Raw genomic sequence first — 11,987 nt, forward strand, 5'->3', positions numbered from 1 at the left:
CTAGATCGCGGGTCGAGCACATCGACTGAGTTCTTGTTTCGCGAGCCGACGAAGTCACGGTTCATCTTGAGTTTTCTGCCGGAGCGAACCGCGTGGGCCCATTGCTCCTGGAGCTGAAGCTTGGCATGTCGTAATACTGCCTCGGCATTGGCCAACCTCAGTCGCTCTCTGGCAGCGGCTCGTATTAAACGGTGCTGTGTTAGCGTAAGCCCAAGAGCGTATTCACGGTCTTTAGCGGGTAGCCTCCTAGAGCAGCGGTGCCAAGCTAAATGTGGAACCGTTGAGTCGTCGTAGTGGGGGCAAAAGAGGGCCGCAACTGAGTGTAACAAAACGCTTCATATTTAAAAGGGCACACCTATCGACGTCCATGGAGCGCACGCCATGGCCCCGTGAGCGGCCGTCGCGGTAAGTCCGGCACGTGGTCGCTTAGGGGGCGGTCAGAGACGGCACGTCAGGCAGTGGTCGACCGCAAGCGGTCCCTAGAACTCCGGGGTAGAGAGAGGCTCCCGAGCGGAAGCGAACGTTTGCAGAGCAGCGGTCGACTCGTTGGTCCGGCATCACGGATGCAGGGTACTTCAGTCGCTCCCCTTCAAATTGAATGTGTGTATCGGCACGGCTCTTGAGTGCTCCGTTGGTAGAAGATTGCAGTGATGCGACCCCTCGCCACAAAATTGCCTTGAGACATAGGGGAATTCCCCAGATGGGGCAGGGAAGCTCGCGGCAAAGCTGGGCGGACGCTAGCGCGTGGCGCGATCGCTGTCGATGAAGCATCGGGCTGAAGTCGCGGCTTCATCGTAACCTATTGTTTTGTAGGTAAAAAGATTGCTCGCTGGGGCGTTTGGCGCGCTGCAGAATTCAAACTTAAGTGGATGAAGTTCCACGTTGACTGAACCTCGACAGCTGCTCCGCCGCCCTGAAAATTCGTCCGGTTCCCCTTCTTGAATTTGTCAAAACCCGTCCATATAATTAGCACTCGCTGCACGAGAGTGCTAACAATTCTCTGCCGGGCGACCCGCCGGGCAGATTCCCTAAGCGTTCTTCAATCTCAGTCAAGAGAGGAGTGAATATGAACCTTCGTCCTTTGCACGATCGCGTGATCGTCAAGCGCCTGGATCAGGAAACCAAGACCGCCTCGGGCATCGTGATCCCCGAAGCTGCTGCTGAGAAGCCGGATCAAGGCGAGATCCTCGCGGTCGGCCCGGGCAAGCGCGACGACAAGGGCGCGCCGATCGCGCTCGACGTGAAGGTCGGCGATCGCGTGCTGTTCGGCAAGTACGCTGGCCAGACCGTCAAGGTCGACGGCCAGGAGCTGCTGGTCATGCGCGAAGAAGACATCATGGCCGTGGTCAACGCGAAGTAAGCGTCCACTGACGGCACATATTCCCAAGAATTCAAGGAGTTAGAAGATGGCAGCTAAAGACGTCGTATTCGGCGATTCCGCCCGTTCGAAGATGGTCGAAGGCGTGAACATTCTCGCCAACGCAGTCAAGGTCACGCTGGGTCCGAAGGGCCGCAACGTCGTGCTCGAGCGCAGCTTCGGCGGCCCGACGGTCACCAAGGACGGTGTGTCGGTCGCGAAGGAAATCGAGCTGAAGGACAAGCTCCAGAACATGGGCGCGCAAATGGTCAAGGAAGTCGCTTCCAAGACCAGCGACAACGCAGGCGACGGCACGACGACGGCAACCGTCCTCGCGCAATCGATCGTTCGCGAAGGCATGAAGTACGTCGCATCGGGCATGAACCCGATGGACCTGAAGCGCGGCATCGACAAGGCAGTCGCAGCGGCTGTCGAAGAGCTGAAGAAGATCAGCAAGCCGTGCACGACGAACAAGGAAATCGCGCAGGTCGGCTCGATCTCGGCGAACAGCGACACGTCGATCGGCGATCGCATCGCTGAAGCGATGGACAAGGTCGGCAAGGAAGGCGTGATCACCGTCGAAGACGGCAAGTCGCTCGCCGACGAACTCGACGTCGTCGAAGGCATGCAGTTCGACCGCGGCTACCTGTCGCCGTACTTCATCAACAACCCGGACAAGCAAGTCGCCGTCCTCGACAACCCGTTCGTGCTGCTGCACGACAAGAAGGTGTCGAACATCCGTGATCTGCTGCCGGTGCTCGAGCAAGTCGCGAAGGCTGGCCGTCCGCTGCTGATCATCGCTGAAGACGTCGAAGGCGAAGCGCTCGCAACGCTGGTCGTCAACAACATCCGCGGCATCCTGAAGACCGTTGCGGTCAAGGCGCCGGGCTTCGGCGATCGCCGCAAGGCCATGCTGGAAGACATCGCGATCCTGACCGGCGGTCAAGTCGTCGCGGAAGAAACCGGCCTGACGCTCGAGAAGGCAACGCTGGCCGAACTGGGCCAGGCGAAGCGCATCGAAGTGGGCAAGGAAAACACGACGATCATCGACGGCGCAGGCGAAGCCGTGAACATCGAAGCGCGCGTCAAGCAAGTTCGCACGCAAATCGAAGAAGCGACGTCGGACTACGACCGTGAAAAGCTGCAAGAGCGCGTGGCCAAGCTGGCCGGCGGCGTGGCAGTGATCAAGGTCGGTGCTGCGACCGAAGTCGAAATGAAGGAAAAGAAGGCACGTGTCGAAGACGCACTGCACGCAACGCGCGCAGCTGTGGAAGAAGGCATCGTGGCAGGCGGCGGCGTTGCGCTGATCCGCGCTCGCACCGCGATCGCAGCCCTGACCGGCGCGAACGCCGACCAGAACGCCGGCATCAAGATCGTGCTGCGCGCGATGGAAGAGCCGCTGCGCCAGATCGTCACGAACGGCGGCGAAGAAGCCAGCGTCGTGGTGGCGGCAGTTGCTGCAGGCACGGGCAACTACGGCTACAACGCAGCAACGGGCGAGTACGTCGACATGGTTGAAGCCGGCGTCGTCGACCCGACCAAGGTCACGCGCACCGCACTGCAGAACGCAGCTTCGGTTGCTGGCCTGCTGCTGACGACCGACGCAGCTGTCGCAGAACTGCCGAAGGAAGATGCACCGATGGCGGGCGGCATGCCGGGCGGCATGGGCGGCATGGGCATGGACATGTAATCGACTTCGGTCGAGGGTGTCCGGAACGCGCAGCGATGCGCGTTCCAGCCAAAGGAAAAGACCCGCAGCGATGCGGGTCTTTTTTTATGCGTGTGCCGGCGCGACTGGAATCAGAAGCCCGGCAGATAGCACGAAGTGTCGTCGATTTCATCGTGAAGGCCGTAGCTGCACGCGAACGGGTCGCGCCAGCCGTTGTGGCGGCCGTTGTAGAGATAGACTGTGGTGCCGTTCGAAGCCCATGTCAGTGACGCGGTGCCGCCTGAGTAGACGCGCCACCTCCCCGAACTGCCGTCCGGGAACGAAACGGTGCCGCTCGAATGACAGGGCGAGTAGTAATCGTGGGCCACGAACTTGCCGTCAATCGGCGCTGCTCTGGAAAAGAATCGCTTCAGCTGGTCGACGGTCGGTGTGAAGTTCCTGCATGCATCCCTCGCAAGCGGATCGTCCGGGTTCGACGTCTGGCCGGATTGCTCGACCGTCACGGCCTTCACCTCTCTGGCCTGGCAGATGGTGATCGGGATGCACAACGCAACCGTGGCGACACATCTGGCTAGATCCATCATGTCACTCCCACCGTGCAGTGCTAGCTTCGGTGGCGTTCTTGCGTCCGACTTCCGGGTGCCGATACACCTCTCGCATCTCGACGTTCAGCGTCTCGGACAATTCGCGAACCAGCCATTTGAGCGATGCATTCTGTTCAGTTGTGACGCTTTCATAGACCAGTTCCGCGGTTTTCTCGTCGGGGTAGTACATGCCGACAAGTTCGATTCCTATTGCGTCCGAGTTGGACGGGTAGCGGTCCGGAAATGCTTTCCGGGACTCGTGGCGATGGAATGCCGTTGGACCGGCTTGGTACGCCCGCCGTGCCGCCCGGAGGTCCGTGGTCGAGCAGTTGAGTGTGGTGATGCAACGTGACTGCAATTTACCGACGTGATTGGTAATCCTGTTCAGGGAGGCGGTCTGATAAATCGTGCCATCCTTGTCGATCAGGAAGTGGGCGCCGTTCGGAACGTGCGCGGTGTTGCCATAGCTGTTGAAGGTGCTGGAGACGGTGGCGCCTCCGGTTTGATGGACGACGATTCCGTTCACGTGCTCCATCGGCCCTCGTTCGATGGACGAGTATATTTTGACGATCACGCGTTCGGCGTCGACATGGCCCTGCTTTGAAATGAAAAGCATGACTGCCTCCAATTTTCAAGTCGCTTTGCCGGTTTTGATGTCGTATCCTGCCGCGACTGTTCCGCCGCTCCTGCCTCGCGCGTTCTGAACGACATACTCCTGCCGAATATGGGCGAATGAGAGCTGGACTTCCTCTCGGGGCCGCGCCATGTTGAAATTGGCGACTGAATTGATCCGCGTGATTACTACGTCGTCCAGCGTGATCTTCAGGTACTCGAGTGGCATGCGGCCGGCCTTGCGCGCGACCAGGACGGCGTTCTCGATATGATTGCCTTTCAGGCAATGCAGCATGAGGATCGGCGATGCGCGATCGACATAGTGCTCGATGGTCAGATCGTTGGCCGTGCACTTGGCTCCAATGCCGCCAGTCCCGGAGCGTGTGGTCGATGGCTGCTCGGCGGACCAATCCCACTCCAATACCTCGATCTCATCCGGATGCGACGCATCTCGAGATTCGCCTTTGATGCCGGTCAGTTTCAGGAAAATGTCTTGCGCCATCGCATGCTCCTTTGCATCGGTCACATTGAATGCAATGAACCCTAGCATTGAGCTTGGTCTCCAATCTATTGGACCGGTTCGATTTTCGACGCAATTGGACGTTGAGAAGTACGACGCCAATTCATCGGTTAGTCGAAAATCGCTGCGAGTAAGGCGGGCGCGAACGCGGATTCGGCCGCGAGGTTGAATGGTCGCGATTGCTCGGGCCGACGCGCTGGCCGGGAAAACGAACGTTGGGAGGGGGGCGCGCCGAGCCGGCAGCTGTTGCCGATGGATTTGCGTGCATCAGCGTCGATTTGCCGATGCGGGAGGTGTGCTGCCGAGACGACAAGAAGGGCGGCCGGCGTTTGATCGCTTAAACACCGGCCGTCCCCGGTGACTCAATGCCGGTGCGACGTCCTCGGCACCGGATCGGCCTTCATGGCTCGTGGTGTGTCCGCATCATCATTGCTGCGGGCCCAGAAGAACCGGTCGGGCAGGTATGCGCCCATGCCGGGCCGGAACGCGTCGCGGACGGCCTGGTACAGGTATTCCTGCGCTTCGCGCACCGCTTCGGGCGGCTCCTGGCCATTCGCGAGCAGTGCCGCGATCGCCGCGCCGAGCGTATCGGTGATGCCCATCAGCCGGTGCGGCGAGCGATCCCACATGTCTTCGCGAAGCTGGCCTTCCTCGCCGTACAGCGTGTTGACGAGCCGGTGCGAGCCCGTCTCCGACGACAGGATGTACTCGCAGCCCTGCGACAGCAGGTGCGACACGGCCGCGTCGAGATTCGGCGCCTCGGCATCGCCGTCCGGCTGCGCGAGCGCGATCAGCGTCGCGTGGTCGGCGACCAGCAGCGTCGTCTGCGGTGCGAGCAGGTCGGCGATCGATTCGCGCAGGTCGTCGGCGGCGAGCACGTGCTCGTCGTCGAGCGTGAAGTCCGGTGCGAGCACGAGCGGCACGCCGTCGTAGTCGGCGACCACTTCGGCGATCGCGCTCACGACTTCCGCGCGCGTCGCCGCGCCGATCTTGAACGCGGCGACCGGCATGTCCTCGAGCAGCATGCGCGCCTGGGCGGCGACGACATCGGGATCGAGACCGGTCACTTCGTCGCAGGCGGCGGAGTCGCGCACGGTATAGCCCGTCAGGACGGACACGCCGTGACAGCCCATGCTCGCCAGGGTCATCAGATCGGCTTGGAGGCCGGAGCCGCCGGTGGGATCGGACAGGCCGAAGGTGAGGACGATCGGAGGGGCGTTGCTGGACATGGAAAAATGGGGCAAGAAAAAAACGGGGAAGCGACGGAGCTGCGGACGGCGAGGCGAAGTGGGCGTTTTGGCCCTGTGTTGCCCGGCAGGCCGCACTTTCCAGCCATTATGCGGCGGAATCCGGCCCGCACGACGGATTTTTTAGCGCAGCGCAACGTAGTCGCCATACTCCAGTGCGATTGCTAGGCAGTCCGGCCCCGACACGGTACCATCATGGCTCCCGAATTTACCGACTTTTCCCCGACGCGGCTTAAGATGGAATACAAGAGCTGGATGTGCCTGATTTGTGGCTGGATTTATGACGAAGAAGCCGGGCTGCCCGAAGAGGGCATCGCCCCGGGCACGCGCTGGGAAGACGTCCCGATCAACTGGACGTGCCCCGAATGCGGCGCGCGCAAGGAAGACTTCGAGATGGTCCAGATCTGACCGGACCCTTGGCCCACGGACACACCGCTCCGGCCTCGCGGTTGCCCGGCGCTTGCGCGTCGCGGCCGGCGCGAGCGACTTGACGATGACAGGCGCGCGTGTCCATGACGTCCGATCCGGCGAACGTTCCCCACCCTGACGCATTGCCCAACCCGCGCGGCGGGGCCGTGCGCGCGGCCGACGCGTGGTTTGCGGCGGCCGCCGACGCATTCGAGCGTCGCGACGACGCGGCCGCGCCGCTGTCGGCCGCTGCCGCGGTGCTGGCCGAGGCCGGCTGGCTGCCGGCCGCCCGTTTCGCGGGGCAACTGGCCGCTGCAGCGCCGCTCGTCGCCGCCGAACCGAGTGCCGCCGCCTGGCGCGTCGCGTTGCGCGATTTCCGCGCGGCGGTCGAGCGCCACAATCTGCGCGAGCTGGCCTGCTCGCCCATCCTGTTCGAACATTTCCGAGCGCTGCGCGTGCAGAGCGCGGCCGACCTGCACGCGAGCGTGCCGCTCGACGTGCTGGCACTCGTCGGGCGCGCGACGCCGCCGGCGACGCTGCGCGCGCTGCCCGACGCATTCGCGAGCCGGGCGCGGGCCCGTTACGAGCAGGCGCTGCTCGGCGTGTTGCGCGCGCCGCACGGCACGCCCGACGCGGCGCTCGACGAACTCGATTCGACCCTGACCGCGCTGGCCGACGACACCCCGTACGACTTCTGGCGGCTCGCCGCCGCGTGCCTGCGCGTGCTGCGCGCCAGCGCGGCGCCCGAGCTGAAACGTTTCCTTGCGCGGACCAACCTGCTGCTGGGCGAGCACGCGCAGGGCAGGCGCAATGCGCCGCCGGCGCTCGTGCGCGAGACGGTTGCGCTGCTGTGGCGCGATTTCGCGCTGTTCGGCGCGGCCGCGGAAGACGTCGCGCTCGTCGACGTGTTGCACGACTACGGGCTGACCGTGGACTGGCATGTCGCCGGCACGCCCGCGTCCGAGGCGCTGTGGGAGGCCGGCGCCGCGCAGGCCGAGCATGACGCGGTCGCGGCGGCGCCCACCCGCCTGCTCGGCGTCGTGACCGTCAACGCGCATGCGTATGAGGATTTCCTGCAGACGGCCGACGCGTCGATGGCCGATCTGGCCGTCGATCCGGCCGCGGCCGATGCGGGGGCCGCATGGCGCGCATCCGCGGCCGCCTACCGGGTCGGCACGGCCGCGTGCGCGCTCGGGCTCGGTCACGCGGCGCTGCTGGCGGATACGCTCGGGCTCGCGTGGCGCCGTGCCGCGCACGGCGTGCCGCTCGCCGACGGCGGGCTCGACGCGCACGGCCGCGCGTCCGACATGCTGCGCGGCGCGCTGCTGAAGATCGCGGCGGGAGTGGCGCCGCCGGACCTGACCGCAGCGTCCGAGGCGCTCGGCGCGGCGCTCGGCCGGACCTGATGCGCAACGGGGTGCGACCGCGGCGGCGGCCCTTGCCGCACGGGCCGGCAACACGCTGCCGACAGCGCCCGCGCGCGTGTTAGAGTGCCGTGTGATCCGCGCGCGTCGTTGCCAGCGTCGCGCGGCGTTGCTTGTTGATCGCGGCCCGGTCAGGTCGCGGCGTCTTTGCTAAAATTCAAACCATGTCAAAGCCTTCCGATCGCATCAATCTCACCAACCAGTTCCTGATCGCCATGCCGAACATGGCGGATCCGACGTTTTCGGGAACGGTGGTCTACCTTTGCGATCACAGCGAGCGCGGCGCGCTCGGCCTCGTCATCAATCGTCCCACCGACATCGACCTCGAATCGCTGTTCAGCCGTATCGACCTGAAGCTCGACATCGAGCCGCTGCTGCACATTCCCGTGTACTTCGGCGGCCCGGTCCAGACCGAGCGCGGCTTCGTGCTGCACGAGCCGGTCGAGGGCGCGAACTACAACTCGTCCATGTCGGTCGAGGGCGGGCTCGAGATGACGACGTCGAAGGACGTGCTCGAGGCGGTCGCGACGGGCACCGGCCCGAAGCGCTTCCTGCTGACGCTCGGCCATGCCGGCTGGGGCGCCGGGCAGCTCGAGGAAGAAATTTCCCGCAACGGCTGGCTGACCGTGGCCGCCGATCCGCGCATCGTGTTCGACACGCCGGCCGAGGAACGCTTCGAAGCCGCGCTCGGCCTGCTCGGCGTCAGCTCGTCGATGCTGTCCGGCGAAGCAGGGCACGCATGAGTGGCGCGAGCGCGCGCGATGCGACGCTCCTGGCGTTCGACTACGGCGAAAAACGTATCGGCGTCGCGGTCGGCAACGCGCTGACGCGCTCGGCCCGTGCGCTCGTCGTGATCCAGAACCTGAACCGCGAGCACCGCTTCAAGGCGGTGGGCGAGCTGCTGGCCGAATGGCGGCCGGATGCGCTCGTGGTCGGCCTGCCGATGCATCCGGACGGTACGCCGCACGAGATGACGCAGCAGGCGAAGCGCTTCGGCAACCAGCTGAACGGCCGCTTCGGGCTGCCCGTCACGTGGGTCGACGAACGCTATTCGTCGGTCGAGGCCGAGGCCGGGCTGCGCGAGCGCAACGTGCGCGGGCGCGCCCGCGCCGAGATGCTCGATGCCGAGGCCGCGCGCGTGATCCTTCAACAGTATCTCGATCAATTGTCCGACCATGAGCACCATTGACGCCGACGCGCGCTACCGCGTCCTGCTCGACCAGATCCGCGACGCATACGGCACGGCCTTCGCCGAGCCGGGCGGCCCGCGGCTCGCCGGCATTCACAGCGGCGGCGCCTGGCTCGCCGAGCGCCTCGCGCGCGATCTCGGCGCGCCGGGGTTCGGCGTCGTGAACGTCGCGCTGCATCGCGACGACTACGCGAAGAAGGGGCTGCACAGCCAGGCGAGCCCGACGTCGCTGCCGTTCGAGGTCGACGGCGCGCGCATCGTGCTCGTCGACGACGTGCTGTACACCGGCCGCACCGTGCGTGCCGCGCTCAACGAACTGTTCGACTACGGCCGTCCGGCCGCGGTCGAGCTTGCGGTGCTCGCCGATCGCGGCGGCCGCGAGCTGCCGGTCGCCGCGCGCTTCTCGGGCGGCACCATCGACGTGCCGGCCGATGCGACGCTCGTGCTGGCACGCGACGAGGCCGCGCAGTTCACGCTGCATATCGAGGCCCACGGCGAGGCGCACGGCGCCTGAGCGAACCGCGAAACCGTATCCCGGGCCGCCGGTTCGTGCCGCGGCCCGTTTGCATAGTTGGAATCACGCACACCATGACCACCGACACCACTGGCCGCACCGGCAATCCCGCCGCGGCCGCGAGCCCCGAGCGGTTCCGCTACGGTTTCCTGAAGGGCAACCCGCAGCTCACGAAAAACGGCGAGCTGAAACACCTGCTGTCGATCGAGGGCCTGCCGCGCTCGATCGTCAACCACATTCTCGATACGGCCGAGCAGTTCGTCAGCGTGACGGACCGCGAGGTGAAGAAGGTGCCGCTGCTGCGCGGCAAGTCGGTGTTCAACCTGTTCTTCGAGAACTCGACGCGCACGCGCACGACCTTCGAGATCGCCGCGACGCGCCTGTCGGCCGACGTGCTGAACCTGAACATCAACGCGTCGTCGACGAGCAAGGGCGAGTCGCTGCTCGACACGATCAACAACCTGTCGGCGATGCATGCCGACCTGTTCGTCGTGCGCCATGCGTCGAGCGGCGCGCCGTACCTGATCGCCGAGCACTGCGCGCCGCACGTGCACGTGATCAACGCCGGCGACGGCCGTCATGCGCACCCGACGCAGGGCCTGCTCGACATGTACACGATCCGTCACTACAAGCGCGACTTCACGAAGCTGCGCGTGGCGATCGTCGGCGACATCCTGCATTCGCGCGTCGCGCGCTCGGACATCCACGCGCTCACCACGCTCGGCGTGCCGGAAGTGCGCGCGATCGGCCCGCGCACGCTGCTGCCGGGCGGTCTCGAGCAGATGGGCGTGAAGGTGTTCCACAACCTCGACGAAGGGCTGAAGGGCGTCGACGTGATCATCATGCTGCGCCTGCAGAACGAGCGGATGAGCGGCGCGCTGCTGCCGTCCGCGCAGGAATACTTCAAGACCTGGGGCCTGACGCCCGAGCGCCTCGCGCTCGCCGCGCCCGACGCGATCGTGATGCACCCGGGCCCGATGAACCGGGGCGTCGAGATCGACTCGCAGGTCGCCGACGGCCCGCAGTCGGTGATCCTCAACCAGGTCACGTTCGGCATCGCCGTGCGGATGGCGGTGATGGGCATCGTCGCCGGCAACAGCGACTGAGCCCGCTCTCGCGCATCCTTATTCACGCAATCAACGCATTCACAGACAGCGCATGAAGATTCATATCCAAGGCGGCACGCTGATCGACCCGGTCGCCGGCACCGAACGGCAGGCCGACGTATTCGTCGCGGACGGCAAGATCGCCGCGCTCGCGCCAGCCGGTACGGCGCCGGCCGGTTTCAACGCGGAGAAGACGATCGACGCGGCGGGCCTGATCGTCGCCCCCGGTCTCGTCGACCTGTGCGCGCGGCTGCGCGAGCCCGGCTACGAGCACAAGGCGACGCTCGCGTCCGAGATGGCCGCGGCCGTCGCGGGCGGTGTGACGACGCTCGTGTGCCCGCCGGACACCGACCCCGTGCTCGACGAGCCGGGCCTCGTCGAGATGCTCAAGTTCCGCGCCCGCAACCTGCACCAGGCGAACGTCCATCCGCTCGGCGCGCTCACCGTCGGCCTCAAGGGCGAAGTGATCACCGAGATGGTCGCGCTGACCGAATCGGGCTGCGTCGGCTTCACGCATGCGAACGTGCCGGTGCGCGACACGCAGGTGCTGCTGCGCGCGCTGCAGTATGCGAGCACCTACGGCTACACGACGTGGCTGCGTCCGCTCGACGCGTTCATCGGCCGCGGCGGCGTCGCCGCGAGCGGCGCGCTCGCGTCGCGGCTCGGGCTGTCCGGCGTGCCGGTCGCGGCCGAGACGATCGCGCTGCACACGATCTTCGAACTGATGCGCGTGACGGGCGCGCGCGTGCACCTCGCACGGCTGTCGTCGGCGGCCGGTCTCGCGCTCGTGCGCGAGGCGAAGGCCGAGGGGCTGCCCGTGACGTGCGACGTCGGGGTGAATCACCTGCACCTGATCGACGTCGATATCGGCTACTTCGATTCGCAGTTCCGGCTCGACCCGCCGCTGCGCGGCGAGCGCGATCGCGAAGCGATCCGCGCGGCGCTCGCCGACGGCACGATCGACGCGATCTGCTCCGATCACACGCCGGTCGACGACGACGAGAAGCTGCTGCCGTTCGCCGAAGCGACGCCGGGCGCGACGGGGCTCGAATTGCTGCTGTCGCTCACGGTGAAGTGGGCCGACGAAACGAACACGCCGCTCGCGCAGGCGCTGCGCCGCATCACCGCCGCGCCGGCCGACGTGCTGCAGCTGCCGGCAGGCCGCCTGGCCGAAGGCGGCGCGGCCGACCTGTGCGTGTTCGACCCGCGCGCGCACTGGCGCGTCGAGCCGCGCGCGCTGAAGAGCCAGGGCCACAACTCGCCGTTCCTCGGCTACGAACTGCCGGCCTGCGTGCGCACGACGCTCGTGGCGGGGCAGGTCGCGTTCGAGCGTCACTGAACCACGCCGGATCCTCGC

13 protein-coding genes are annotated in these 11,987 nt (G+C 65.7%); 9 read left to right on the top strand and 4 right to left on the bottom strand.

Features of this window, described 5'->3' with window-relative positions; translation table 11 throughout:
- The first annotated feature begins 1,066 nt into the window (after positions 1–1,066).
- Positions 1,067–1,360: a co-chaperone GroES gene (locus tag U5771_RS07150; RefSeq protein ID WP_011544732.1), complete on the top strand. Its 294-nt coding sequence runs from the start codon at positions 1,067–1,069 to the stop codon at positions 1,358–1,360.
- A 46-nt stretch (positions 1,361–1,406) separates the two neighbouring features.
- The gene (gene groL, locus U5771_RS07155; RefSeq protein WP_014897903.1) at positions 1,407–3,047 is read left to right on the top strand and encodes a chaperonin GroEL; all 1,641 of its coding nucleotides are present in this window, start codon (positions 1,407–1,409) and stop codon (positions 3,045–3,047) included.
- Positions 3,048–3,157: 110 nt separating this feature from the next.
- On the opposite strand, the gene U5771_RS07160 is transcribed toward groL, so the two are convergent.
- From U5771_RS07160 to U5771_RS07175, 4 genes are all read right to left on the bottom strand, one after another.
- A complete protein-coding gene (locus tag U5771_RS07160) occupies positions 3,158–3,610 on the bottom strand; it encodes a hypothetical protein (protein ID WP_322023326.1) in 453 nt (150 codons plus the stop codon).
- Position 3,611: 1 nt separating this feature from the next.
- Positions 3,612–4,226: a peptidoglycan recognition family protein gene (locus tag U5771_RS07165; RefSeq protein ID WP_322023327.1), complete on the bottom strand. Its 615-nt coding sequence runs from the start codon at positions 4,224–4,226 to the stop codon at positions 3,612–3,614.
- Positions 4,227–4,241: 15 nt separating this feature from the next.
- Positions 4,242–4,724, bottom strand: a complete 483-nt coding sequence (locus U5771_RS07170; RefSeq protein ID WP_322023328.1) for a type VI secretion system tube protein Hcp — start codon at positions 4,722–4,724, stop codon at positions 4,242–4,244.
- Positions 4,725–5,104: 380 nt separating this feature from the next.
- A complete protein-coding gene (locus tag U5771_RS07175) occupies positions 5,105–5,971 on the bottom strand; it encodes a hydroxymethylpyrimidine/phosphomethylpyrimidine kinase (RefSeq protein ID WP_322023329.1) in 867 nt (288 codons plus the stop codon).
- Between the two features lie 255 nt (positions 5,972–6,226).
- On the opposite strand from U5771_RS07175, the gene U5771_RS07180 reads away from it, so the two are divergent.
- The 7 genes from U5771_RS07180 (at position 6,227) to U5771_RS07210 (ending at position 11,969) form a co-directional block, all read left to right on the top strand.
- The gene (locus U5771_RS07180) at positions 6,227–6,397 is read left to right on the top strand and encodes a rubredoxin (RefSeq protein WP_004186709.1); all 171 of its coding nucleotides are present in this window, start codon (positions 6,227–6,229) and stop codon (positions 6,395–6,397) included.
- A gap of 104 nt (positions 6,398–6,501) precedes the next feature.
- Positions 6,502–7,803, top strand: coding sequence for a hypothetical protein (locus U5771_RS07185; RefSeq protein WP_322023330.1), 1,302 nt, complete (start codon positions 6,502–6,504; stop codon positions 7,801–7,803).
- Positions 7,804–7,985: 182 nt separating this feature from the next.
- Entirely contained in the window at positions 7,986–8,564 is a 579-nt protein-coding gene (locus U5771_RS07190) for a YqgE/AlgH family protein (RefSeq protein ID WP_044846295.1), read from the top strand.
- Positions 8,561–9,010 carry a Holliday junction resolvase RuvX gene (gene ruvX, locus U5771_RS07195; RefSeq protein ID WP_322023331.1) on the top strand — a complete coding sequence of 150 codons (450 nt, stop codon included), beginning with the start codon at positions 8,561–8,563 and terminating at the stop codon, positions 9,008–9,010. The genes U5771_RS07190 and ruvX overlap by 4 nt, the downstream gene beginning before the upstream one ends.
- Positions 8,997–9,524 (top strand): bifunctional pyr operon transcriptional regulator/uracil phosphoribosyltransferase PyrR, encoded by a 528-nt coding sequence (pyrR, locus tag U5771_RS07200; protein ID WP_322023332.1) that lies wholly within the window; start codon positions 8,997–8,999, stop codon positions 9,522–9,524. The genes ruvX and pyrR overlap by 14 nt, the downstream gene beginning before the upstream one ends.
- A gap of 74 nt (positions 9,525–9,598) precedes the next feature.
- Positions 9,599–10,630 carry an aspartate carbamoyltransferase catalytic subunit gene (locus U5771_RS07205; protein ID WP_044846292.1) on the top strand — a complete coding sequence of 344 codons (1,032 nt, stop codon included), beginning with the start codon at positions 9,599–9,601 and terminating at the stop codon, positions 10,628–10,630.
- 52 nt (positions 10,631–10,682) lie between these two features.
- Positions 10,683–11,969, top strand: coding sequence for a dihydroorotase (locus U5771_RS07210; RefSeq protein WP_322023333.1), 1,287 nt, complete (start codon positions 10,683–10,685; stop codon positions 11,967–11,969).
- The last annotated feature ends 18 nt before the right edge of the window (positions 11,970–11,987 follow it).

Origin of the sequence: Burkholderia sp. BCC1977 (assembly GCF_905339595.1) — a bacterium.
Classification (GTDB): domain Bacteria; phylum Pseudomonadota; class Gammaproteobacteria; order Burkholderiales; family Burkholderiaceae; genus Burkholderia.